The sequence below is a fragment of the Shewanella decolorationis S12 genome, assembly GCF_000485795.1.
Lineage (GTDB): Bacteria > Pseudomonadota > Gammaproteobacteria > Enterobacterales > Shewanellaceae > Shewanella > Shewanella decolorationis.
In genome coordinates, this window is sequence record NZ_AXZL01000068.1 from 97635 (window position 1) to 122423 (window position 24789).

Annotated in this window: 20 protein-coding genes; 14 read left to right on the forward strand and 6 right to left on the reverse strand. The window is 49.0% G+C overall.

Annotation, left to right across the window (positions count from 1 at the left end; all coding sequences use genetic code 11):
• The first annotated feature begins 191 nt into the window (after nt 1-191).
• Nucleotides 192-839 carry an outer membrane protein OmpW gene (gene ompW, locus SHD_RS12330; protein ID WP_039978292.1) on the forward strand — a complete coding sequence of 216 codons (648 nt, stop codon included), beginning with the start codon at nt 192-194 and terminating at the stop codon, nt 837-839.
• Between the two features lie 84 nt (nt 840-923).
• Here the strand turns inward: ompW and SHD_RS12335 are convergent, their stop codons facing one another.
• On the reverse strand, nt 924-1667 hold the full coding sequence (locus SHD_RS12335; protein WP_039978355.1) for an SDR family NAD(P)-dependent oxidoreductase: 744 nt from the start codon (nt 1665-1667) through the stop codon (nt 924-926).
• A 117-nt stretch (nt 1668-1784) separates the two neighbouring features.
• On the opposite strand from SHD_RS12335, the gene SHD_RS12340 reads away from it, so the two are divergent.
• From SHD_RS12340 to SHD_RS12395, 11 genes are all read left to right on the forward strand, one after another.
• Nucleotides 1785-2219 (forward strand): YbaY family lipoprotein, encoded by a 435-nt coding sequence (locus SHD_RS12340; protein WP_023267422.1) that lies wholly within the window; start codon nt 1785-1787, stop codon nt 2217-2219.
• Between the two features lie 69 nt (nt 2220-2288).
• On the forward strand, nt 2289-3230 hold the full coding sequence (gene metA, locus SHD_RS12345; protein ID WP_023267423.1) for a homoserine O-acetyltransferase MetA: 942 nt from the start codon (nt 2289-2291) through the stop codon (nt 3228-3230).
• A 379-nt stretch (nt 3231-3609) separates the two neighbouring features.
• Entirely contained in the window at nt 3610-4800 is a 1191-nt protein-coding gene (locus tag SHD_RS12350; RefSeq protein WP_023267424.1) for a thiolase family protein, read from the forward strand.
• 134 nt (nt 4801-4934) lie between these two features.
• On the forward strand, nt 4935-6434 hold the full coding sequence (locus SHD_RS12355; RefSeq protein ID WP_023267425.1) for a CoA-acylating methylmalonate-semialdehyde dehydrogenase: 1500 nt from the start codon (nt 4935-4937) through the stop codon (nt 6432-6434).
• A 161-nt stretch (nt 6435-6595) separates the two neighbouring features.
• Complete coding sequence (locus SHD_RS12360; RefSeq protein WP_023267426.1) at nt 6596-7753, forward strand: acyl-CoA dehydrogenase family protein; 1158 nt, start codon at nt 6596-6598, stop codon at nt 7751-7753.
• A gap of 64 nt (nt 7754-7817) precedes the next feature.
• Nucleotides 7818-8591: an enoyl-CoA hydratase gene (locus SHD_RS12365; RefSeq protein WP_023267427.1), complete on the forward strand. Its 774-nt coding sequence runs from the start codon at nt 7818-7820 to the stop codon at nt 8589-8591.
• Entirely contained in the window at nt 8591-9742 is a 1152-nt protein-coding gene (locus tag SHD_RS12370; protein ID WP_023267428.1) for an enoyl-CoA hydratase/isomerase family protein, read from the forward strand. Before SHD_RS12365 ends, SHD_RS12370 begins: the two co-directional genes overlap by 1 nt.
• A gap of 100 nt (nt 9743-9842) precedes the next feature.
• Nucleotides 9843-10745: a 3-hydroxyisobutyrate dehydrogenase gene (mmsB, locus tag SHD_RS12375; protein ID WP_011717646.1), complete on the forward strand. Its 903-nt coding sequence runs from the start codon at nt 9843-9845 to the stop codon at nt 10743-10745.
• 19 nt (nt 10746-10764) lie between these two features.
• A complete protein-coding gene (locus SHD_RS12380) occupies nt 10765-11523 on the forward strand; it encodes an SDR family oxidoreductase (RefSeq protein ID WP_011717645.1) in 759 nt (252 codons plus the stop codon).
• A 207-nt stretch (nt 11524-11730) separates the two neighbouring features.
• The gene (locus tag SHD_RS12390) at nt 11731-11973 is read left to right on the forward strand and encodes a hypothetical protein (protein WP_023267429.1); all 243 of its coding nucleotides are present in this window, start codon (nt 11731-11733) and stop codon (nt 11971-11973) included.
• Nucleotides 11974-12031: 58 nt separating this feature from the next.
• Entirely contained in the window at nt 12032-14065 is a 2034-nt protein-coding gene (locus tag SHD_RS12395; RefSeq protein WP_023267430.1) for a S9 family peptidase, read from the forward strand.
• Between the two features lie 88 nt (nt 14066-14153).
• Here SHD_RS12395 and SHD_RS12400 read toward each other — a convergent pair whose 3' ends face one another.
• Entirely contained in the window at nt 14154-14543 is a 390-nt protein-coding gene (locus tag SHD_RS12400) for a MerR family DNA-binding protein (protein WP_011717642.1), read from the reverse strand.
• A gap of 137 nt (nt 14544-14680) precedes the next feature.
• Between SHD_RS12400 and SHD_RS12405 the strand changes: the two genes are divergently transcribed.
• A complete protein-coding gene (locus SHD_RS12405; protein WP_023267431.1) occupies nt 14681-16957 on the forward strand; it encodes a heavy metal translocating P-type ATPase in 2277 nt (758 codons plus the stop codon).
• A 474-nt stretch (nt 16958-17431) separates the two neighbouring features.
• A complete protein-coding gene (locus SHD_RS12410; RefSeq protein ID WP_084294883.1) occupies nt 17432-19024 on the forward strand; it encodes an ABC-F family ATPase in 1593 nt (530 codons plus the stop codon).
• Between the two features lie 124 nt (nt 19025-19148).
• Here the strand turns inward: SHD_RS12410 and SHD_RS12415 are convergent, their stop codons facing one another.
• The 4 genes from SHD_RS12415 to SHD_RS12430 form a co-directional block, all read right to left on the reverse strand.
• Entirely contained in the window at nt 19149-19679 is a 531-nt protein-coding gene (locus tag SHD_RS12415; protein ID WP_039978299.1) for a lipocalin family protein, read from the reverse strand.
• Nucleotides 19680-19783: 104 nt separating this feature from the next.
• Complete coding sequence (locus SHD_RS12420; protein WP_023267434.1) at nt 19784-20680, reverse strand: DMT family transporter; 897 nt, start codon at nt 20678-20680, stop codon at nt 19784-19786.
• A 176-nt stretch (nt 20681-20856) separates the two neighbouring features.
• Nucleotides 20857-23544, reverse strand: coding sequence for an FAD-binding protein (locus SHD_RS12425; protein ID WP_023267435.1), 2688 nt, complete (start codon nt 23542-23544; stop codon nt 20857-20859).
• Nucleotides 23545-23622: 78 nt separating this feature from the next.
• Nucleotides 23623-24642 carry a sensor domain-containing diguanylate cyclase gene (locus tag SHD_RS12430; protein ID WP_023267436.1) on the reverse strand — a complete coding sequence of 340 codons (1020 nt, stop codon included), beginning with the start codon at nt 24640-24642 and terminating at the stop codon, nt 23623-23625.
• Between the last annotated feature and the right edge of the window lie 147 nt (nt 24643-24789).

The window sequence follows — 24789 nt, forward strand, 5'->3', positions numbered from 1 at the left end:
AAAACAAACTGGTATTATCAATAAATGTTTATATAGCGTGACTTGGATCTCATGCCTTATACCTCAAAATAAGTATCACCACTTAATTTTGATTTGGATCAATAAGGTAAAGAAATTTATCTGGCAGTGTAGGCGTCAATTGTTAAGGATGTAATGTAAAACAAAAACCTATGTTGTACATATGGAGTATGATGATGAATAAAACTACTGTTTCTACACTGATCGCTGCCACCCTGTTAGCCGCTGGTTTTTCTGCTTCTGTTTCTGCCCATCAAGCGGGCGATATTATTGTTCGTGCCGGTGCTGTGGTTGTTGCACCAAATGAATCGAGTGATGATGTTGCGGGCAATGGTGAATTCCAAATTAGTAATAACACTCAACTAGGCTTGAACTTCGGTTATATGTTGACTGATAACTTCGGCGTAGAGTTATTAGCTGCGACTCCATTTAGCCACGATGTGTCTTTAAAAGGCGTAGGTAAAATTGCAGAAACTAAACATTTACCTCCAACGTTAGTAGCGCAGTATTATTTCGGTAATGCTCAATCTACATTACGTCCCTATGTGGGCGTTGGTGTGAACTACACTAACTTCTTCGACAATGAATTCACCAACGACTTAGGTGGTGCATTAACGGACCTAAGCATGAGCACTTCATGGGGCTTAGCGGCGCAAGTGGGTCTGGATTACCAAGTCAATAAAAACTGGTTAGTGAACGCCTCTGTGTGGTATGCGCAAATTAGCAGTGATGTGAAGTTTAAATTAGCGGGTGATACAGTGGTTATCGATACCGATATTAACCCATGGGTTTATATGGTCAGCGTGGGTTACACTTTCTAATCATTTGATTTTAAAGTAATAAAAAGGAGCCTGTGGCTCCTTTTTTGTTTTTCGCAGTTTTATAAAGCTAAACGCGGCATAACACTACTTTTTGGATTTTTTCGGCTTCCAATGGCGCGTGTTATAGATAAACTCCGGCAGCAATTTAGTGAGCCAAGCCACTAAGCGCCAACGCTTGGTTACATAGACACGGCGTTTACCTTGTTGCATAGCCTTAATAATCTGCGCTGCCACTTGCGGGAGCGGGGCAAGCCATAGCGTACTTTGTTGCATGGCGGCCTTATCCAGTAAACCGAGTTGGATATCGGTAATGGTAATGGGCAATTTAAGCCGCTGGGCATGCATGCTTAAGCCTTCCAAATAGTTTTGCGCAAAGGCTTTAGAGGCATGATAAGCCACACTTGGGCCGCCGCGCAGACCAGCAATCGAGTTGATGGCGGCAAGCTGGCCATAACCCTGCTCGCGAAATAATCTAAATGCCGTATTGCAGATAGCGGCAAAGCCCCGCACATTGACGTCGATAATATCTTGCTCTGGTAGCCATGGCAGCTCTGGATCGTAGCTATTGAGTCCGGTATTCACTAAGACTAAGTGGGCGCCACCTAAGTCGTGCCAGACGCTTTCGAGTTGCTTGATGATGGCGCTTGGCTGTTCAATTTGCAGAGAAAAAACCTGAACTTTAGTTGGCAGGGTCGAGGCAAATTCGCGGAGTGATTCGACATCTTGAGCAAAAAGGGCTAATTCAACCTGCTGATCGGCCAATTGTTTGGCAAGTTCGCGGCTTAAATGTGAGCTAGCGCCCACAATTATCGCAGTTGCTTGGGTCATAAATTTTTCGGCAACGAAATGGTGGCTTATCATAGGAAGATATGCCCAGCGTGACAAGATTTATAGCTCGGGCGTATAGACATCCAGAAGTCTTTATGTATGATTAGGAGAAATGAAATGAGACAAGGGTTAAGGATTAGCGGACTGACATCTGCATGGCAAAAATTAGCGGCTATGGTATTACTCGCCGTCACCACGGTGATTTCAGGTTGTGCCACACCTAATGCGATTGTTGAGATTAAAGGTGAGGCCATGTACCGCGAGCGTATCGCATTGCCCGCCGATGCCAAGTTGATAGTGCAGTTGCTTGATGTCTCTAAGATGGATGTGCCTGCTGTGGTGATGGCAGAGCGTGAGAGTCAAGGCGCTAAAACCCCTACGCCATTTAGTTTTACTATAGGGCGTGATCAGTTTGAAGCGGGGCATACTTATGCCATTGGGGCAAGGATAATGCTCGGTGATAAGTTATTGTTTATTAATACTCAAGCCTATCATGTCGACCTCAATTCGACAGAGCCTATGACGATACTGCTTGAGAAAGTCGGTCGCTAATTTGTTTGCTCATTGATGAGTGGCATACGCGCGCCGGAACCTTTGATTGTTGAATAGAAGAGGCGCGGTATGCCAGTTAAAATTCCAGATCATCTGCCTGCGGCAGGGATTTTAGAATCTGAAAATATTTTCGTCATGTCCGAGACCCGGGCAGCCAATCAAGATATCAGGCCAATGAAGGTGCTGATCCTGAATCTGATGCCCAATAAAATCGAGACAGAAACCCAGCTTCTACGCCTATTAGGTAACACGCCTTTGCAGGTAGATGTTGATTTACTGCGTATCCACGATAAAGAGTCGAAGCATACCTCAATCGATCATATGAACACCTTCTACCGTGATTTTGAGGACGTGCGCCATAAAAACTACGACGGCCTGATCATCACGGGCGCGCCCCTTGGGCAAATCGATTTCGAAGAGGTCACTTACTGGGACCATATCCGCGAGATTATCGATTGGTCACAGCAACATGTGACGTCAGTGCTATTCCTCTGCTGGGCGGCTCATGCGGGGCTTTACCATCTCTATGGTTTAAATCGGAAAATCCTGCAGCAAAAGCGTTCTGGGGTGTTTGTGCATCGCCGCACTTGCCAACATTTCCCGCTGCTGCGCGGATTCGATGATGAGTTCTTTGCGCCGCATTCACGCTTTGCAGAGATGGATATCGAGGAACTTAAACAGCACCCAGAGCTGCAGGTACTGGCACAATCCGATGAGGCTGGGGCCTACTTAGTCCTCAGTCGTAACAATCGCAACCTGTTTGTCATGGGTCACCCCGAATACCAAAAATCTACCTTAAACGATGAATATCATCGGGATTTGGCGCAGGGATTAAATCCCAATGTGCCGCAAAACTATTATCGTAATGACGATCCTAAGGCCGATGCCATTGCTCGTTGGCACAGTCATGGCAGCCTGCTAGTCAGCAACTGGCTCAACTATTACGTTTACCAATTAACGCCCTACGACTTAAGCGATATGTCGGCGGTAACGCCATGGGAATCACAATAATTCCCTCTTCGCATTCGGCTTAGTGCATGTTTTAGCGTTTATGTTAGTGCTCTCTTAAATCGAGTGGCTTTGGCTAACCAAGGCCACTCTGCTTATCACGCTGTGTTCGCTATATCGTTTTGTAAGCTTTTTTATCCCGCCTATTTTACCTCGGTTTAAATTGATTACGGGGTTGGCAACTTCTGCCTCACCGTATTAACGCGACTTTTCACTCCCTTGACTGTAAATCCTGACTGACAATTTTTGTGGGATTTTCTCGACACATTAGACCAAGGAATACTTGCTTTACGTTCGCGTAAACGTCAGAGTGGTTTCATTGTCACTATTTATCCGCCGTTGGCGACTGTTACCGCCAAGGCACCTTTAGCTTGGAGTCCCCATGAGTACTGAACAATTTAACCAAGAGATCGTTATTGTTGCCGCTAAACGCACCCCAATGGGTGGCTTTCAAGGCAGTTTGTCTGGCGTAACGTCTCCGAGCTTAGCGGCCACCGCCATCAAAGCCCTGTTAGCCGATACCCAAGTTGCGCCTGATAAGGTCGATGAAGTGTTAATGGGCTGCGTATTGCCTGCGGGTCTTGGGCAAGCGCCAGCGCGTCAGGCGACTTTAGGTGCAGGTTTACCTCTGTCTGTAGGCGCTACGACCGTAAACAAAGTTTGTGGCTCTGGGATGAAAACCGTGATGCTTGCCCACGATTTACTCAAAGCGGGCAGTGCTAAGTTGGTAATTGCAGGTGGCATGGAAAGCATGAGCCAAGCCCCTTACTTGCTAGATAAAGCGCGCTCAGGCATGCGTATGGGTCATGGCAAGGTATTAGATCATATGTTCCTCGATGGTTTAGAAGATGCCTACACTGGTGGTGCTATGGGCACATTTGCCCAGAAAACTGCCGATGAATATGGCTTAACCCGCGAGCAAATGGACGCGTTTGCTTTAAGCTCGCTCGAAAAAGCCAATGCTGCTATTAACTCTGGTGCCTTCAAGGCGGAAATTGTACCTGTGACTGTGAGCGATCGCCGTGGTGATGTGACTATCGATACCGATGAGCAGCCAGGTAACGCCCGTCCTGAAAAAATCCCTGCACTGCGCCCAGCCTTTGCTAAAGATGGCACTATTACTGCGGCAAACTCAAGCTCAATTTCCGATGGCGCAGCGGCGCTGATGCTAACCACCCGCGCCAATGCCGAGCAGTTAGGCTTAACAGTGCTGGCCACCATCAAGGGTCATACAACCCATGCCCAGGAGCCATCACTCTTTACCACAGCGCCCGTTGGCGCTATGGCAAAACTGCTGAGCAATGTGGGTTGGTCTAAGGATGAGGTTGACCTGTTCGAAATCAACGAAGCCTTTGCCATGGTGACTATGCTGGCGGTTTCTGAATTAGGTTTAGATATGGCCAAAGTGAACGTGAACGGTGGCGCCTGTGCCTTAGGTCATCCTATCGGTTGCTCGGGTGCACGTTTGCTGGTGACCTTAATTCATGCACTTAAAGCCCGTGGGCTTAAGCGCGGCGTAGCCTCACTCTGTATCGGTGGCGGTGAAGCCACAGCTATGGCTATCGAAGTCTAATCAAAGGCTTATCGCGAATCACGGCAAAACAATCAACAAGACCAAGACTGAGCTGGCAAGGGCAAACATCCCGCTGAGGATAAATATAATATCGCACCGCCAGCTCGACCCTAAACAAGGAAAAGGATTGCAACATGACCACACAAGTTAAGCATTACATCGATGGCGAATTCACCACAGGCACTGGTACATCACAAATTGTGGTGACCAATCCCGCCAATAACGAGCCGATTGCCGTTATTAATAGTGCTACGGCCGATGAAGTCCACGCGGCCATAGCCAGTGCCAAGGCTGCTTTTAAGACGTGGAAAGAAGTACCTGTGTCTGAGCGTGCCCGTGTCATGTTGCGCTACCAACACTTGTTAAAAGAACACCACGACGAACTGGCGACTATCCTTGCCAAAGAAACCGGCAAAACCTTTGAGGATGCCAAGGGCGATGTGTGGCGCGGAATTGAAGTGGCGGAACATGCCTGCAACATTGCTTCATTACTGATGGGCGAAACCGTTGAGAACGTCGCGCGTTCAATCGATACCTACAGCTACACTCAGCCTCTTGGCGTGTGTGCGGGCATCACGCCGTTTAACTTCCCTGCGATGATCCCACTGTGGATGTTCCCACTGGCGATTGCCTGCGGTAACACATTTATCCTCAAACCATCTGAGCAAGACCCTATGACGCCGCAGCGCTTAGTTGAGCTGTTTGTTGAAGCGGGTGCGCCAAAGGGCGTATTACAGCTGGTGCATGGCGATAAAACTGCGGTCGATATCCTACTGGCCGATCCTGCGGTAAAAGCCATTTCCTTCGTTGGCTCTGTGGCTGTAGGTCAATACATCTACAAAACCGGTACCGATAACTTAAAACGAGTGCAAGCCTTTGCTGGGGCAAAAAACCACTGCGTGATCATGCCTGATGCGAATAAGCAGCAAGTGATCAACAACTTGGTCGGTGCATCGGTCGGTGCTGCGGGGCAACGCTGTATGGCGATTTCGGTCGCGGTATTTGTCGGCGCGGCTAAGGAGTGGATCCCTGAGCTCAAAGAAGCGCTGGCAAAGGTTCGCCCAGGTTTATGGGACGATAAAGAAGCGGGTTACGGCCCGCTGATTAGCCCAGCTGCTAAAGCGCGCGTGCTCAAACTTATCGCCCAAGGTAAGGAAGAGGGCGCAGAGTGTTTACTCGATGGCAGTGACTTTACTGTGGCGGGCTATGAGTCAGGTAACTGGGTCGGGCCAACCATGTTCACTAAGGTCACGACCGACATGAGCATCTACAAAGAAGAAATCTTTGGCCCAGTGCTCTGCTGTATGGAGTCCGATTCATTAGAAGAGGCCATCGAACTGGTTAACGCCAGCCCTTACGGCAATGGTACCTCTATCTTTACCGCAAGCGGCGCCGCAGCCCGTAAATATCAACACGAAATCGAAGTTGGCCAAGTCGGTATCAACGTGCCTATCCCTGTGCCATTACCTTTCTTCTCGTTCACGGGTTGGAAGGGCAGTTTCTACGGCGACCAACACGCTTACGGTAAACAAGCGGTACGTTTCTACACTGAAACTAAAACCATTACCTCTCGCTGGTTCGAGTCGGATATTACCGTGGCCGCAGGTCCAAATATGAGCATTAACTTGCGCTAAGCGGTTTAAAAACAGTTTCAACGCATTGTGAAACGGCAGGTGATTCAGTCTAAACGTGGCGCCAGTGGGCACCCATTGATGATAAGCCTGCCGATATATTCACTGTGTATTACGCAAAAGATATTGACGAAAAAATGGCCAAAGAGTCATAGGAGAGCCAAATGGATTTTAATTTCAACGAAGACCAACGCCAATTTGCCGATCTGGCCCGCCAGTTCGCGGCGGATGAACTCGCCCCCTTCGCCGCCAAATGGGACGAAGAACATCATTTCCCTAAGGATGTGATCCAAAAAGCCGGTGAGCTGGGTTTCTGCTCCCTGTATTCCCCCGAATCGGAAGGTGGCATGGGCCTGTCGCGCTTAGATTCCTCGATTATTTTCGAGGAGCTGGCAAAGGGCTGTACAGCCACAACGGCTATGCTGACGATTCACAATATGGCCACTTGGATGGTCACCACTTGGGGCACTGAGACGCTGCGTCAAGCTTGGTCTGAGCCCTTGACCACGGGTCAAATGCTCGCCTCTTACTGCTTAACTGAACCCGGCGCTGGCTCGGATGCAGCATCCTTGCAAACCAAAGCGGTGCGTGAGGGTGATGAATATGTGGTATCTGGCTCTAAGATGTTTATCTCGGGTGCAGGTTCAACTGAGCTTTTAGTTGTAATGTGCCGCACTGGCCAAGCTGGGCCAAAAGGAATATCGGCGATTGCTATTCCTGCCGACAGTGAAGGCATTATCTATGGCAAGGCCGAAGATAAGATGGGCTGGAACGCGCAGCCGACGCGCTTAGTCACCTTCGATAACGTGCGTGTGCCCGTTGCGAACCTGCTCGGTGAAGAGGGGCAAGGCTTTACCTTTGCGATGAAAGGCTTAGACGGAGGTCGTATCAATATCGCTACTTGCTCTGTCGGTACGGCGCAGGCGGCTCTTGAGCGTGCGACTCAGTACATGAATGAGCGTCAGCAATTTGGTAAGCCGCTGGCAGCCTTCCAAGCGATGCAATTTAAGCTCGCCGATATGGCGACCGAATTAGTGGCCGCGCGTCAAATGGTGCGTTTGGCCGCCTTTAAACTCGACAGTTGCGACCCAGAAGCCACCGCCTATTGCGCGATGGCGAAGCGGTTTGCCACCGATGTGGGCTTCCAAGTTTGTGATGCCGCGCTGCAAATTCATGGCGGATATGGTTATATCAGGGAGTACCCCTTAGAGCGTCACTTCCGTGATGTTCGCGTACACCAGATTTTAGAGGGCACTAACGAGATTATGCGCCTCATTATCGCCCGTCGTTTACTCGACGAAAATGCCGGACAAATCCTCTAAGCTGCCCTGATGGGACTGTAGGATTTGGCGATAACCGATTGGAAATATAAGGGAGCCGAAACAGATGGAATATTTAGTTGAGCGTATCGAAGGCCACACGGCGATTCTGACGATGAACAATCCGCCGGCCAACACTTGGACCGCCCAGAGTTTGCAGGCGCTCAAGGCCAAAGTGCTGGAGCTTAATGCCAATAAGGACATTTATGCACTGGTATTAACTGGCGAGGGCAACAAGTTTTTCTCCGCCGGTGCCGATTTAAAACTCTTTAGCGACGGTGATAAGGGCAATGCGGCGAGCATGGCAAAACACTTTGGCGAAGCATTTGAAACCTTAAGTCAGTTCCGCGGCGTATCGATTGCCGCCATTAACGGTTATGCCATGGGCGGCGGCCTAGAAGTCGCGCTGGCCTGTGATATTCGTATCGCCGAAACTCAAGCCGTGATGGCACTGCCTGAGGCCACCGTTGGCCTGTTGCCCTGTGCGGGCGGCACCCAAAATCTGACCGCTTTAGTGGGCGAAGGTTGGGCTAAGCGAATGATCCTCTGCGGTGAGCGGGTGAATGCCGCCCAAGCGTTGAATTTGCGTTTAGTTGAGGAGGTGGTCGAAACGGGTGAAGCCTTAAATGCGGCGATTGCACTGGCCGCCAAAGTGGAAAATCAGAGCCCAAGCAGCGTCACAGCCTGTAAGACATTAATCCAAGCTGGGCGCCAAATGCCGCGTAACCAAGCCTTACCGATAGAGCGTGAACTGTTTGTCGGTTTGTTCGATACTGAAGATCAGGCCGAAGGCGTGAACGCGTTTTTGGAAAAACGTAAAGCTGATTGGAAGAACCGCTAATGACACATTTAGTAGATAAGGCTGCACACACGTCCACCACACAAAATGTGGTTTTTCAAACCTTAGCCACCGCCTCAGGTAAATTAGTTGGGGTGGTGACGCTCAATGTTGAAAAAGCCCTCAACGCCTTGGATCTCGATATGGTTCGGGCTATGACGGTGCAGCTCAATTTGTGGAAAAAAGATCCGTTAATAGCCTGTGTGGTACTGGATGGCAGCGGAGAAAAGGCGTTTTGTGCGGGTGGCGATGTGCGCGCGTTATACCACGCGTCTGTTGCCGCTAAGGGACAAGTGACTGAGGTCGCTAAAGTATTCTTTGAAGAAGAATATCGCCTCGATTATCTACTGCATACCTTTGGCAAACCTGTGCTGGTATGGGGCGATGGCATAGTGATGGGCGGTGGTCTGGGCCTGATGGCGGGCGCGAGTCATAGAGTCGTGACTGAAACCTCCCGTATCGCCATGCCTGAAGTCACCATCGGGCTTTATCCCGATGTGGGTGGCAGTTATTTCCTCAACCGCATGCCGGGCAAAATGGGGCTGTTTTTAGGCTTAACGGCCTATCAAATGAACGCCGCCGATGCCTGTTACGTTGGCCTTGCCGATCATTATCTCAATCGTGACGACAAAGAGCTGATGTTCGATGCCATGGCGACTCTAGATTGGAGCGACACGCCAGCGCTGAACCATCAACGACTCGACTCGATGATCAACGAACTGTCGAACCAAGTTGATATTCCTAAAGGCGATAGTTTACTGGCCGAGAGCCAAGAGATTATCGATAGGCTGATGGCGGGTAGTTTAACCGATATCGTCAGCCGTATGTCGACCTTAAGCACCGATGAAGCCTGGTTAAATAAAGCCTGTGCGACTATGCTCGCGGGCAGTCCTATCAGTTGGCATTTGGCGTATATTCAAACCCAACTCGGCACCAAACTCAGCCTAACACAATGTTTTAAATGGGAATTAACCGTCAGCGTGAACACCTGCGCTAAGGGCGATTTCTGTGAAGGCGTACGGGCACTGCTGATTGATAAAGACAGACAGCCCAAATGGCAATTTGCCGATGTGCAATCCGTGCCAAACAGCGTTATCGAGGACATTTTGACCTCACCTTGGGGAGAAGAGCATCCCTTAAGCCAATTAAGCTAAGCCAATCGATGGCAGGTAAAGCGAGTGCTTTGCCTGCCATTTTTGTCTGGAATAACAACTATCTGGAATAATAAAGACACCAGAACACAGGAGTGATGGCATGAGTACAGTAGCATTTATCGGTTTAGGTAATATGGGCGGCCCAATGGCGGCCAATTTATTAAAAGCGGGCATGACGGTACGTGTCTTCGACTTAGTGCCAGCCGCCATGCAAGCCTTGGCCGACCAAGGCGCCTTAGTGTCGAGCACGGCATGCGGCGCTGCGGCGGGAGCCAATGTGGTGATCACTATGCTGCCCGCGGGCAAGCATGTTAGAAACTTATACTTAGGTAATGGCAGCGAGAAAGGCCTACTCGAGGTAGTCGCTGGCGATACCTTGCTGATTGATTGCTCGACCATTGATGCCCAAAGTGCTCAGTTGGTGGCGGCCGAAGCGGCCAAGAGCGGTATCGAGTTTATCGATGCGCCAGTATCGGGCGGCACGGCAGGTGCAGCGGCGGGAACCTTAACCTTTATTTGTGGCGGTTCGGATATCGCCTTTGAGCGCGCGCAACCCGTACTCAATGCCATGGGCAAGAATATCTTCCACGCGGGCGGCGCAGGAGCTGGTCAGGTCGCTAAAATATGCAACAACATGCTGTTATCTGTGTTGATGGTCGGTACTTCCGAGGCGCTGCAAATGGGGATTGACCATGGTCTCGACCCTAAAGTGCTGTCGGACATTATGAAGGTCAGCAGCGGCGGTAACTGGACGTTAGAGAAGTACAATCCTTGCCCAGGCGTGATGGAGAATGTGCCTTCTTCTAAGGGCTATCAGGGCGGCTTTATGGTAGATTTGATGGTTAAAGATCTCGGCCTCTCCCAAGAAGCTGCATTATTGAGCAATTCGAGTACACCTATGGGCTCACTCGCGCGCAGCTTGTATGTTAATCATGCAAGACAAGGTAATGGTCGCCGAGACTTCTCCAGTATTTTTGAACAATTTGCACCACTTAAAAAATAGATAAACAAGGGATAACCAGATGGATTTAAAAGATAAGGTTGTCGTCATCACTGGCGGCGCGGGTGGTTTAGGCTTAGCAATGGCGCACAATTTTGCGCAGGCGGGCGCTAAGTTGGCGCTGATCGATGTGGATCAAGAAAAACTCGAACGCGCCTGTGCCGATTTAGGCTCAGCCACCGAAGTCCAAGGTTATGCGTTAGATATTACCGACGAAGAAGATGTGGTCGCAGGTTTTGCTTACATATTGGAAGATTTCGGCAAAATCAACGTATTAGTGAATAATGCCGGCATACTGCGCGATGGCATGTTAGTCAAAGCGAAAGACGGCAAAGTGACTGACCGTATGTCATTCGACCAATTCCAATCGGTGATCAATGTTAACCTGACTGGCACCTTCCTCTGTGGCCGTGAGGCGGCAGCGGCGATGATCGAATCGGGTCAAGCTGGGGTGATTGTCAACATTTCTAGCCTCGCCAAAGCGGGTAACGTAGGACAATCTAACTACGCAGCCTCTAAAGCGGGTGTGGCGGCTATGTCTGTGGGCTGGGCAAAAGAGTTAGCCCGTTACAATATCCGTAGCGCAGCGGTGGCACCAGGGGTGATTGCCACTGAAATGACGGCGGCGATGAAGCCAGAAGCGCTTGAGCGTTTAGAGAAGCTCGTGCCCGTTGGCCGTTTAGGCCAAGCGGAGGAGATAGCCTCTACCGTACGCTTTATCATTGAAAACGATTATGTAAATGGTCGTGTCTTTGAAGTAGATGGCGGTATCCGTCTGTAATATGCTATCTTATTGATATTAAACAAAACCGAGCATTTGCTCGGTTTTTTATTGGGTAAAGATAAGCGTATTAAAAGCGATTTTAGTGCCGCTCAATGGTGGAACGGAGTTGACATTTACTGGCTATCCTTCAACAATCGCACTCCACTTTTTTTACATAACTTTACTAATAGGGTTGACATTATAGTGACGGAGTTGATTATCTGAATGTCATGGCAGGATAAGGCCCTTTGGCTTGAAAAAATCACTAAGCGCATGATGTTAATCGTCGGTGCCTTAGGTGTCATAGTGATCTACGGCGGCTTCTTCTTTCTTCTCTTCACAGGTCGTTCGGTCGCGGTGATACCGTGGTTTTTTCTGCTGTCACCTTGGATTTGTATTTACTTTGGTCTCACGCAAGTGCAGCAGGCCAATGTCATCAAGTGGTTTATCAAAAAAGTAAAAAAATAAGCCCGCAAAGGGCAGTGGCATATTTCGGTTTGTTGAGTTAGCAAACTTGGGGAATACAATGGATTTAGGACGCTATTTACCATATCTGCTGAGTACAGTTTTGCTGCTAGGCGGGTGTGAGCGTACGGATACACAAGATTCAAGTGCCAAGGAAAATGGCGATATTAAAGTTGCACCCTATGGCAGCTGGCAATCACCCTTGTCTGCGGCCGAGGTGTTTGAACAGGCCGATGATATTGCCGAGCTGCAAAGTGTTGGCAATGCAATTTATTTTGCTGAATCCAGTGGTCGAGCTCAAGGTAAAGTTGGTATTAAACGCCTCGATGGCCTCGGTAAAGTGACCGAAGTAGTTCCCCCCGATTTTAATGTCAGATCTACCGTGCATGAATATGGCGGCGCCGCATTCTTAGGCATAGGCCAGAGCTTGTTTGCCACTAAATTGCAGGATCAGCTGTTTTACCGTTTCGCCCCGAATCAGCCACCATTGCCGTTAACCCCCAATGGCACGCGCCATGCCGATTGTGTGGCGTATCCCAAGGGATCACGGATTATTTGTGTGCGTGAAGACCACCGTCAGGGCGGCGAACCTAAAGCCAGCCTAGTGACCATCAATCTTAACTTTGCCGGTGAAGGCGATACCTTTGTCACTGGCCATGACTTTATTTCTTCCCCCACTATTTCCCCCGATAACACGCAATTGGCGTGGATCACTTGGGAACATCCCTATATGCCTTGGGATAACAGCGTGCTTTGGCTTGGGGATCTTGACCGTAAGGGGCAGTTAAAAAATATTCGTAAGGTGAATACGCCCAAGGATTCTTCGGTAACTCAGCCCTTATTCGGCCCCGACGGCAACTTATATGTGGTGTCCGATCTCAGTAACTGGTGGAACATTTACCGCGTGACGCCACAAGAAACTTTAGCGCCAGTGCTAAGTAAAAATGCCGAGTTTGCCGTACCCGATTGGCGCTTAGGTAACCATAACTACGCCTTCGAAAATGCCTCAACTTTAATTGCCAGCTATGTCGAAGGCAATCGAGCGGCATTGCTGCGAATGCACTTAGATACGGGATTAACCGAATCACTTGCCGTTGATTTTGCTGAGATTACTCAGGTGGTGAAGGGCGAAGATGGGGTTTATTTTGTCGGCGCTAAGGCGACGCCAGAGAAGGGCATTTATCGAGTTGTCGGCCGTGGCACTGAGTTAGTTTATGCCCCTGCGCTGCCGAATCTTGACCCTAATTACGTGTCGCGGGCGAAAAATATCGCCTTCGCGACGGGTAAGAATCAGCAAGCCTATGGTTATTTTTATGGTCCAGTGAATCCGAATTACATTGCCCCCCACGACACCAGGCCGCCGCTTATCGTGATGTTACATGGCGGGCCGACGGCGCGCGCTTCACTTGCCTATCGCAGCGAGATCCAATTCTGGACCAGCCGCGGCTTTGCCGTGTTGGATTTAAACTTCCGTGGCAGCAGTGGTTTTGGCCGCGCCTATCGCCAGAGCCTGTATGGCAAATGGGGGGAAAGCGATGTGGAAGATGCGGTCAATGCGGCTAAGTATTTAGTGGCTAAGGGCTGGGTCGATGCCAATAAACTGGCGATCCGTGGGATCAGCGCGGGTGGCTTAACCGTCATGTCTTCCTTGGCGTTTTATGATGTGTTTCAAGCGGGGGTGAGCTATGAGGGGATCAGCGATTTTGAGCAGCTCGCTAAGGGCACGCATAAGTTTGAATCTGGCTATTTAGATCAGCTTATCGGCCCCTATCCCGAGTTGAAGCAGCGCTATCGCAAGTTATCGCCACTGAATCACTTAGATGGCTTGAATGAACCCCTGCTGATTTTCCAAGGCTTGAGAAACAAGATAGTGCCAACGGCGCAGTCGCGGCAAATTTATGAGGCACTGAAAGCCAAAGGCGTGCCGACGGCCTATATCGACTATGGTGATGATTCCGACGAGGGGCGAACACCTGAGCATAAAGCCGCCGGTTTAGAAACCGAGTTAGCCTTTTATGGGCAAGTGTTTTCATTTACACCAGCGGGTAAATTGCCAGCGTTGCAGCTAGATAATGTGGCCGCGCTAAAGCGCTAACACCTTGGTATGAGTGACAACCCCATAAACAAGCCTGCATCCAAGCAGGCTTTTTTATGGCTGCTTGTTAATGCAGATGATTAAGCATTTAGTGCTGGTGGTTAAGGCTATCAATAATCGCGCAGTGAGGTTGCTCGCCACCTTGGCACTCGCTGACCATTTGCTGTAACTGGCTGCGAAGATTCTGCAATTTACCAATTTGCTCCTCGACATAGGCCAAATGGTTGCGGGTGAGTTGCTTCACATCTTCGGCATTGCGGCTATCGTTATTGCGAAGGCCAAGCAGGAGTTTGCAATCCTCAAGACTAAAACCTAAGTCGCGGCACTGGTGGACAAATTTCAGCGATTCGATATCCCGATGGCGATACACCCTGTATCCCGCCTCGTTACGCTCACCGCAGACAAGGCCGATATCGTGGTAATAGCGTATGCTTTTGACGCTTAACCCTGTGTGCTTCGCGACTTCACCAATTTTCATACTGACCTCGGTTCTTATCTGTTCTAAAGACTCATGCAGACAAGTGTGATACTCGCCACACAAACACCCTTGACTCTCCCGTGATGGGAGACTTTATCTTAACCCTATAGCGGTTAAGTTCAAGTGAGGGATCTTCTATGTCGCAGATAAAACTCTATGTTGCCACCATGAATTGTGCAGGCTGTGTGGCCAAAATTGAAAAGGCCTTCGCGGCCGAGCCGAATGTGAGTGCCCGTATCAATCTCGCCGATAAACAAGTGACTGTGGGTGGCAAGATGAGTAGCGATACGGCGCTGGCAGTGATGGATAAGGCGGGTTATCCCGCCCAGTTGATTGTGGACGCAAAGGCGGCCGCAGAGGAAAAACGGGTCGAGGATGCGGTGGAGTATCGCCTGCGGATGCGTCAGGCCATCGCCGCGCTCGCTGTCGGTATCCCTATGATGTTATGGGGATTACTGGGCGGCGAAATGATGATTAATCGCCCTAGTATGCAGCTTGGCTGGGGCATTATGGGCTTAGTTACCCTAGCACTTTTAGTCGGTACCGGGCGCCATTTCTATCAGGGAATGTGGCGCGCGCTTAAAGCCAAAACCACCAATATGGATACCTTAATCGTGTTAGGTACCAGCACGGCATGGGTCTATTCCATGCTGGTGGTGCTTATCCCGAGTGCTTTTCCCATGGACACTCGCCACGTGTACTTTGAGGCGAGCGTGATGATTTTAGGCTTAATTAACTTAGGCCACGCCCTCGAACTTAAAGCTCGGGGTAAGACCAGCGAAGCGGTGCAGCGCTTGCTAGGCCTGCAATCTTCTACCGCGATTCGTATTGGTGAAAATGGTGATGAAGAGGTGGAAATCGACCAGCTTAAACTGGGGGATAAACTCAGACTTCGCCCCGGCGACAGGGTCGCACTCGATGGCGTGGTAGAGTCTGGCCAGTCATTACTCGATGAGGCCATGCTGACGGGTGAACCTATCCCCGTGCCTAAGCATGTTGGCGATAATCTCAGTGCGGGGACAGTCAATGGTAACGGCAGTTTAGTCTATCGGGTGACCGCTGGGCAGCAGGATACGCGCCTTGCCAAAATCATTGCACTGGTGCAGGAGGCGCAAACCTCTAAGATGCCGATTGGTCGTCTGGCCGATAAAATTTCGGCGGTATTTGTGCCAACGGTCGTGGTCATCGCCATACTCGCGGCGGCGATTTGGTATCTTGTAGGGCCAGAACCCGCGCTCAGCCATGCACTTGTGGTGCTTACCAGCGTGCTGATCATCGCCTGTCCCTGCGCCTTAGGGTTAGCGACACCTATGTCTATCATGGTGTCCGTTGGCCGCGCCGCTCAAATGGGCGTCTTGGTTAAAAATGGTGAAGCACTGCAAAGCGCCAGCAAGGTCGATTGTGTGGTGCTGGATAAAACCGGCACAGTGACTCAGGGTAAACCCCAAGTGACTGATATCCATTGGATTGAAGGTAATGACCAAGCTCCTAATGACCAAGCACTCAGTGATGAAGACAAGCGCGCACTGCTTGGCGCTATCGCCAGTCTTGAGCAGCATTCGGAGCATCCGCTGGCCAGCGCAATGGTCAGCCATGTTAAGCAAGCCTCGATTACATTGCCTGTGACCGAGATTTTTACCAATCATCAAGGTAAAGGCATCGAAGGGCGGGTCGATGGCGCCGACTTTTTAGTGGGCAATCAAGCCTTAATGGCGGCATTTGATGTGCAGTCAACTGAGGGCGTGACAGGCAGCCACTCAGGCTTTGCGGTAGAAGCCGCCGCGCAATTTGCCAAACAGGGTAAGACGGCGATTTATGTCGCCAAGGCGGGCAAGTTAGTGGCCACTATCGCGATTGCCGATCCGATCAAGGCCGACGCTAAAGAAGCGATCAGCGCCATCCGCTCACAGGGGATTCGCGTGGTGCTGCTGACCGGAGATAATCCGCAAACGGCGCAGGCGGTGGCTGCACAAGTGGGGATAGAGGAAGTGATTGCGGGCGTGTTACCCGAGCAAAAGCAGCAGCATATTAAAGCCTTACAACAGCAAGGCCATGTGGTTGCCATGGTGGGGGATGGTATCAACGATGCGCCCGCCCTGATGAGCGCCGATGTGGGGATCGCCATGGGATCGGGCACAGAGGTGGCGATCGAAAGTGCGGATATGACTCTGCTGTCCCATCAGCTGATAGTGATTGCTAACTTATTGGCACTTTCCCGCGCGACCATTCGCAATATTAAACAGAACCTGTTTGGGGCCTTTATCTACAACAGTTTAGGTATTCCAGTGGCGGCGGGCGTCTTGTATCCGCTCACGGGTATGCTGTTAAGCCCTGTGATTGCCGGGGCGGCGATGGCGCTGTCTTCCCTAACTGTGGTCACCAATGCGAACCGATTAAGACAGCAAAAGTTATAACGCTTGCGCTCGCATGAGTGATAACACTTTGCCTCGCAAATCAGCAGACAAGTGAGTAAGCACTCCCAATACAGCCCACATTTTGCGGGCTGTATTGTTTGAACATAAATCTACACTTCAGCCTACACACCTGTACAAACCTTGCATTTCCTTCATATCTAAATAGCTAATCACTTTGCGGATTCATCCTGCTGTCATCCAATTCCATTAGCTTGAATCATCCGGTAAAAATGTTGCTGAAATAAGCCGTTAGCTTAGATTCATATCAACACTTAAATAAGCCTTCTAGCCCGTTATTTTGCTTGACGATTCGCGGCTAAGTAGGCCTTTTTAGTTGATAATTTAGCCCAAACTGCTATAGTGCCACGTTTATTTTTACCCCCTCAGGTTAGACAGCTTGGCTTTCGCAAATAGGTTTATACTTAGTTGCCTTGCCAGACGTCCGGCCAACCTAACTCGATTTGGAAGTTCATTTTGATCACTACAGCGAATATCACCATGCAGTTTGGCTCTAAGCCACTGTTTGAAAACATCTCAGTTAAATTCGGCGGCGGTAACCGTTACGGTCTTATCGGTGCGAACGGCTGCGGTAAATCAACCTTCATGAAGATCCTTTGCGGTGATCTAGAGCCGAGCAGCGGTAACGTATCCTTAGACGTCAACGAGCGTCTGGGTAAGTTAAGCCAGAACCAATTCGGTTATGAGGAATTTACCCTCATCGACACAGTGATCATGGGCCACCGTGAACTGTGGAAGGTGAAGCAAGAGCGTGACCGTATTTATTCTCTGCCAGAAATGAGCGAAGAAGACGGCATTGCTGTGGCAAACCTTGAGATGGAATTTGCCGAAATGGACGGTTACACCGCAGAATCTCGCGCCGGTGAACTCTTGCTCGGTGTCGGTATTGGTATCGAAAGCCATTTCGGTCTGATGTCTGAAATCGCTCCAGGTTTAAAACTGCGGGTGTTATTAGCTCAAGCGCTGTTCTCAGACCCAGACGTACTGCTGCTCGACGAGCCTACCAACAACTTGGACATCGACACTATCCGCTGGTTACAGGACGTACTGAACCAACGCGACAGCACCATGATCATCATTTCGCACGACCGTTACTTCTTAAACTCAGTCTGTACCCATATGGCAGACTTAGATTACGGTGAACTGCGCGTTTACCCTGGTAACTACGACGAATACATGCAAGCGGCCTCTCAGGCCCGTGAGCGTCTGCTGGCCGACAACGCTAAGAAGAAAGCGCAAATCTCTGAGCTGCAAACCTTCGTGGCGCGCTTCTCTGCTAACGCTTCTAAGGCAAAACAAGCGACTTCGCGCGCCCGTCAAATCGATAAGATCAAGCTGGAAGAAGTTAAAGCCTCTAGCCGTGTTAACCCATTCATTCGTTTCGATCAGGAAAAGAAACTGTTCCGTAACGCTCTAGTGGTTGAAAACTTAGCCAAAGGTTACGACACTCCGCTGTTTAAAGACTTAAACCTTATCGTCGAAGTGGGTGAGCGTATCGCCATTCTTGGTGAGAACGGTGTGGGTAAAACGACCTTACTGCGTACCTTAATCCATGATATTCCTCAGGATGAAGGCCATATCCAATGGTCTGAAAACAGCAACATCGGTTACTACGCTCAGGACCATGAGTCAGACTTTGCCAATGACATGACCCTCTTCGAGTGGATGAGCCAATGGCGTAAACCAGAGGATGACGACCAAGCGGTACGTGGTATTTTAGGCCGTATGCTGTTCAGCGCCGACGACATCAAAAAGTCAGTCAAAGTGCTGTCGGGTGGTGAAAAGGGTCGTATGTTATTTGGTAAGCTCATCATGCAAAAGCCAAATATCCTGATGCTCGACGAACCAACCAACCACATGGATATGGAATCGATCGAATCATTAAACAACGCGCTGGAAAAATACGAAGGCACTTTACTGTTTGTGAGCCACGACCGCGCATTCGTATCGTCACTGGCCAACCGTATCCTTGAAATCACCCCTAACGGTGTGAATGACTTCAAGGGCACCTACGATGAGTTCCTTGCGAGCAAGGGCATCGAAGGCTAATCACTGGTTTTGCCTTAAATATTCAGATAAAAACGCCGCTTATTAGCGGCGTTTTTGTTGCTGGCTTTTAGCTTGAGTATTGGTCTTGCGTGTTTGGCCTTAAGTATTGGCCTGAGCTAAGCGGTTATGGCTTAACTTCAGCTTTTTGATCGACATAAATCAAGCTGTTGGTATCAAAGCCGCGGGCGCTCGCCATCTCGACAAATTGCTGAATCACTTCAGGCGAAACCGTTGGGGTTCTTGCCAATAGCCATAAATAATCCGTATCAGGCCCAGAGATAAAGGCGTATTGGTAATCTTTCTGGTCGAGCCCAAAGACCACATAGGCGCCATAAAACGGCCCGAAGAAGGAGACTTTTAAGTAGGCTTCGCTATCGCCATTCACAAAATAGGCCTTACCCTCGGCCTCTTTCCATTGCTGTTTGGCGGCAGAATAGCCCCGATTAATGACTTTAACGCCGCCATCGGGCTTAAGGCTGTATTCGGCGGTCACTTGGGTTAGCCCGCGCTCGAAGGAATGGTCGAGCCTAGCAATTTCATACCATTTGCCTAAGTAACGCTCGAGCTCAAAATCCTTAACGGGTTCAACATTGCGGGGCATACCCAAACAACCCGATAGTACTAATACACTGATAAGTAAGAGTAGTTTTTTCACTTAAGACTCCTGTTAAATCCGAGTGTCCATTTTTAGTTATGTGGTTAATTATGCGCTTAAGTTTGTGTTTAACTTCACCTTTAACTATGCGCTTAACTGTACGCTTAAGTCGGGCAATCCTTCAAGGTTTTGCTGGCCGAGTGGCGCTGGCTTAAGTATCCCTGTGCCATGCCCGCCAACATAATCAGCGTTACCCCCAGCATTTGCTGCGTTGTGAGCGCCTCATCAAATAAACACCAAGCGAGCGTGACTACCACCACAGGTTCGACGTAGGAAAGGGTGCCATAGGTGACCGAGGGCAGTTGTGCGAGGGCTTTTACCGCAAACAGAATGGCTAAAAATCCTGGAAAGAAGCCAATCGCCAGCAGCCAAGTAAATTGATCCAGACTCGGCACTAAGGGCGTTGTTAACACTAAGGGCAGTAAGCAGAGGGCGCCGACACTGAGCTGAACTAAGGTGCTTTGATAGGGCGAGGCAGCACTCGGTTTGCGGTTGATTAAGATAAAGCCGCAATAGGTGATTAATGCGAGCAAGGCATAAAAATACCCCATGATTTCATTGTCGTAGAGTGACTGACTCGAAGTCACAGGCAGCATCAGCATAAAACCTAGCAAGGCGAGCACCACAGTGGTGATGCTGGAACGCTTAAGCCTTTCGTGAAACACAAAGTGCGCAAAGAGTGACGCTAGCACAGGGGCGAGATAGATAATCATAATCACCCTTGCCATTTGAGTGTATTCAATGGCTTCGATATAAAAAGCCATAAATCCCGCCAACATAGCGCCATTGATCAAGGTGCGCTTGCTTGGTTTGTGGCGAATTTGCTGTCCTTTACCCGTTAACAGCATATAGGCCATTAAAAACAGCGCGCCGAGCAGCAGGCGGTAAAAGGTGATATGTTCGGCGGGCAGGGCGGCAAAACGGGCGAATACGCCAATGGTGCCCATTAGGCTCGCGGCCAGCAGGGCAAGCACTATGGCCAGTGCGGGTGGCGGTGTCATGTATCACCTTTAATGCAAATAATTCAACGACGAAGGAAGCTGAGTTTGCCTTAAAAATGCCGCCTAGGCGAGCGCTATTGCGAACGCCGTGTTGGTGCGGCGTTGCAAAGATGCTGACTGCCCCACACCAGCAGAGATTGATGAGTTGACTGCGCTAGCAAGCCATCAATCCTCTGCTACACAATCGATTTGCGCGAGCGGAAATGATTTAAGGGATCTTGGCAATAGCTCGCTTTAACCTGCTGTAACATTGCGTAGTTTTGCCCAAAATACTGGGCGGTCGGAATACTTTTGTCCTTAAAATTGATAAACGCCCCGGAACTATTCGCAATGCTGGCATCGCGGCAACGATCAATCCAGTCAAGTGCTCTATTTACTCTGGTATAAACGGGATTCGCCTGTAACAGCGCCTGCTCCTGCAATTCACTGTTCCACCATGTTTGATATTGAATAATATAAGCGTGTTCCTTATAGGGAAACGCACTCTGGCTTTTTTGTATTTCGCTTAGGCTTCGGTAAAAATCACCACTAATCGCGCTTAAGGTGACATAGGTAAATAGGCCTAATTGTCTATTTCCATCAAGTAGTTGAGGTGAGCTTAAACTTTCAATAAATTGTAAATGTCCCTGCCTTAAGCCTAATGGATGGGCCAAGCGCGATGTCACCTTATGGGGCGCTGGGCGCAATAGGTCCTGTGTATGTTGGCGTTTGTTTTGATAAAGCTGTATGCCTTTATCATTGATAAGCTCAGTAATCTTATGATTCAAGACAGGTTGTAAATCTTGAATGGCTTCGCGATTCCAGCTTTCCATCAATTCATCACCATAGGATTGGGTTAAGCCTCCCATGGGGGAAATTTGCACTCTATTGGGTTTTAACCCCGTCTCTGTAAATTGGGCGTTGATAAAGTGTGCAAGGCTTGCGGGATTGCCCTCCCAATAGCCGTACATAATGCAGTTATGTTTGGCGACGCTGGGGTCTTCAACCTGCTCATCCCGCATTGAGTGGTTGTGGGGCACTGGTGGTTCAGTGGGTTTTGCATGAATTTTAAGGTTAGTGCCCAGTAAGCAAGGCAAATTATCCGCCAGAATAATCTGCTCCCAACGTTCCAATAAACATAATGTTGTGGTGTTTGCCTGCAACTCTTGGTTGCCTTTGAGATACGGATTCCACTCTAGCTCAAATTTTAGCAGGCTCGGGGGCAGGGCAAAGGTTTGAATAAAAAAACGAGTCACAATTCCGTAGCTTAGGCCACCACCGCCCTTTAATGCCCAGAGGAGTTCGGGCTTATTGGCCGCTGACACCACTTGGGTTTCACCTATACCTAACACGATTTCTGCCTGCACTAAGCTTTCGCAGCACATGCCGTATTTGCGACACCAAGGTCCCCAACCGCCACCCATAATAAAGCCTGCTATGGCATGGGAGGCGCTGGTGCTGTGGGGTAACATTAAGCCTTTTTGCGCAAGATAACTGGTTAAGGTTTGCATTGTGCAACCCGGCTCGACAGCGACTATGCCACTGATGGGGTCGAGTTCGATGCCGTTCATCAACTCCAAATCGATGACGATAGTATTGGTTTCGCCACTTTCCCCTTCGTGATCATGGCCGCTGGAACGGACACTAATCGCGAGGTGATAATCAACCGCTGTCTTGTAAACCAGTTTTACCTCTTGGCTGCTGCGGCATTTGATAATAGCGAGGGGTTTTTTATGCAAACGGCGATTAAACAGCTGGCAAGCTTTTTCGTATGCCAACATCTGTTGCCCTGTGCTGACCCAAAAATCCTGCTCGGCGTAATACTGGCCATCGGTAATAATATTTTCGCTGGCAATATGGCTGCGCACTTCGTTAATAAAGCGCATAAAATGTTTAGCCTGACTGGTCACTACATTTTCGCCGATGCGGATCTCGGCGGTTAATCGACTTGAGGTTGATTGGCTGATAAAACAGTCAAATTCTAGTTCATTACTCAGCTGTAAATTGATATATGAGCGATTGGGTGTGAGTGATTTTACAATATCAAAACTTAACTCAATATCTGCTCTGCCTTCGGCTTGATAGTGCGTTTGATAAACAAAATGAGGCCAACTGTCATCGCCTGATTCAATGATATAAGCGCAACGTTCATGGGCGGGAATAATATTGGGCAGTTGTTTGTAAAAGTTATTAGTATTTAAACTTTGTTTGCTAAATTCATACTCGGTATCATTAAAGATAATCAACATGACTTCCTGTCTTGTTGAATGGTGTGAATATAAGTTTGTATTAGCTTTATATTGCTTTTTTGGATAAATATAAAGATTGTAATCTATCAGTTTGGGTTGATTATGAGGGTGAAGATAACAGTCTAAAATTTCACTCTCATTGAGGCATTGTTCAATCAGGCTAATATTGAGTAATTCACCATTGAATGCAGTTACATTATCAGCAATAGGTTTAAGTTTAGTCCACTCAGTTAATGGTGCCGGTTGCTGCTGTAGATGGATTTCATTACCATCGATAAAGCATTTTATCTCATGATATTGGTAAGTGATGGAGAGTAGATGCCAATAATCATCATTAATACCGCCTAAGGTCGAAATGGTATCAATATGCAATAGCTGACTGTTCACTCGGGTTTCAATATGCCCAAGGGAATTAATCGTCACTCTAAAGCCAGTATTATTATTCTCGCAACAATATTGAAAAACTACACCTCCCTCTTGGGTTTTGATCCAAGCTTGAAAGGTGAAAACATCAAGCGTTGCCGTATTTAGGGCAAAGGCGTCAGCCACTCTTGTTTGAGAGGTTTGAGCCTGTGTGTCAGTTAAGGCGTTGACCTGCTTATCCGAATGGGGATTGATGCTTTTTGATGTTTTCATAGTGACATCCTTGTTCTATCTATAATGCTGTAATTGCATTTGCTGTTTTAGAGGCTTTGGTTGGGCGACTTAACAGACTTATAGCGAAGTATTTATCCGGTCACGACCATCCGCCTTGGCGCGGTAAAGCGCGGTATCGGCGGCGCATACCATGGCGAGTGAAGTTCGGAACTGGCCATTGACTTCACTGGCAATCCCTTGGCTAGCACTTATCGAGACATAATCCCTAAGCCCTTGGTCGGTAAAGCGAATATTATTAATCCCTTGCTGGATTTTTTGCGCTATGGTCAGCGCCATTTTGGCATTGTGATTAGGCAGGATCAGCGCAAATTCTTCGCCGCCATAACGGGCTGCAAGGCCGATTTCGATAGGCACAATGGTGGCGATCACTTTGGCAATTTTTCTAAGGCATTCATCACCTTGGATATGACCAAACTGATCATTAAACACCTTAAAATAATCCACATCGATAATCACTACGCTGATGGGACGCAGTTTAGCGGTGCATTCATCCCAATGCTGTTGAAGCATTTCATCAAAATAACGACGGTTCGCCAGTTGGGTGAGGGAGTCGGTGGCGGCCAACTTACGCAGTTTTTGGTTTTCTGCTTTATGGTGAGTTAAATCGTGCATCACCATCACAAACACAGGTTCATGGCTGGGAATATAAGAGATAGACAATTCAACATCTTTGGCTTTGCCAGAGGCGCAGATCAGTGTGGTTTCTTGCGCAGGGTGCTGCACGGGGTGGCCACAATTAGTGCCTAGTTGCACATCGTGGCTCAGGAGATTGTCGTAGCGTGCTTGATGATGTTCGGTCAAAAAATTGCGCCAATCTTGGCCCTTTAAACTCGCCTGCGGGCAATCGAGCAGCTCGGCACTACGTTGATTGCACGAACGGATAAAGCCGTTGGCATTCACTAGGATCACTGGCTCGGTTAAATGTTGAATAAAGAGCTCAATGGTCTCGAGGGAAGAATGCTCGAAAAAGTTCAGCGGTAGCTCGGCAGCCTTTGCATGCTGAGTTGCGGCTAATGCAGCATCATCGACAATGGATAAGGCGGGTTGTTGGCGTACCAGTTTCGGTGAGTTTGTCATTGTTATCTTTCTCCGTGAACTTTAATCATCTGCGCTAGGCGCTTTTCTGAGGATGACTTTATTCTGGCGGAAGAAAAGATACCTTCTGCTTACCTTCTGGTTTAATTGATTGATTTTAAATGTTTTAAGTTTTATCTTCTGAGTCGT

Coding starts and splice junctions, on each gene's coding strand:
- ompW (WP_039978292.1), top strand. CDS start 192: ATGATGAATAAAACTACTGTTTCTACACTGATCGCTGCCACCCTGTTA.
- SHD_RS12335 (WP_039978355.1), bottom strand. CDS start 1,667: ATGACCCAAGCAACTGCGATAATTGTGGGCGCTAGCTCACATTTAAGC.
- SHD_RS12340 (WP_023267422.1), top strand. CDS start 1,785: ATGAGACAAGGGTTAAGGATTAGCGGACTGACATCTGCATGGCAAAAA.
- metA (WP_023267423.1), top strand. CDS start 2,289: ATGCCAGTTAAAATTCCAGATCATCTGCCTGCGGCAGGGATTTTAGAA.
- SHD_RS12350 (WP_023267424.1), top strand. CDS start 3,610: ATGAGTACTGAACAATTTAACCAAGAGATCGTTATTGTTGCCGCTAAA.
- SHD_RS12355 (WP_023267425.1), top strand. CDS start 4,935: ATGACCACACAAGTTAAGCATTACATCGATGGCGAATTCACCACAGGC.
- SHD_RS12360 (WP_023267426.1), top strand. CDS start 6,596: ATGGATTTTAATTTCAACGAAGACCAACGCCAATTTGCCGATCTGGCC.
- SHD_RS12365 (WP_023267427.1), top strand. CDS start 7,818: ATGGAATATTTAGTTGAGCGTATCGAAGGCCACACGGCGATTCTGACG.
- SHD_RS12370 (WP_023267428.1), top strand. CDS start 8,591: ATGACACATTTAGTAGATAAGGCTGCACACACGTCCACCACACAAAAT.
- mmsB (WP_011717646.1), top strand. CDS start 9,843: ATGAGTACAGTAGCATTTATCGGTTTAGGTAATATGGGCGGCCCAATG.
- SHD_RS12380 (WP_011717645.1), top strand. CDS start 10,765: ATGGATTTAAAAGATAAGGTTGTCGTCATCACTGGCGGCGCGGGTGGT.
- SHD_RS12390 (WP_023267429.1), top strand. CDS start 11,731: ATGTCATGGCAGGATAAGGCCCTTTGGCTTGAAAAAATCACTAAGCGC.
- SHD_RS12395 (WP_023267430.1), top strand. CDS start 12,032: ATGGATTTAGGACGCTATTTACCATATCTGCTGAGTACAGTTTTGCTG.
- SHD_RS12400 (WP_011717642.1), bottom strand. CDS start 14,543: ATGAAAATTGGTGAAGTCGCGAAGCACACAGGGTTAAGCGTCAAAAGC.
- SHD_RS12405 (WP_023267431.1), top strand. CDS start 14,681: ATGTCGCAGATAAAACTCTATGTTGCCACCATGAATTGTGCAGGCTGT.
- SHD_RS12420 (WP_023267434.1), bottom strand. CDS start 20,680: ATGACACCGCCACCCGCACTGGCCATAGTGCTTGCCCTGCTGGCCGCG.
- SHD_RS12425 (WP_023267435.1), bottom strand. CDS start 23,544: ATGAAAACATCAAAAAGCATCAATCCCCATTCGGATAAGCAGGTCAAC.
- SHD_RS12430 (WP_023267436.1), bottom strand. CDS start 24,642: ATGACAAACTCACCGAAACTGGTACGCCAACAACCCGCCTTATCCATT.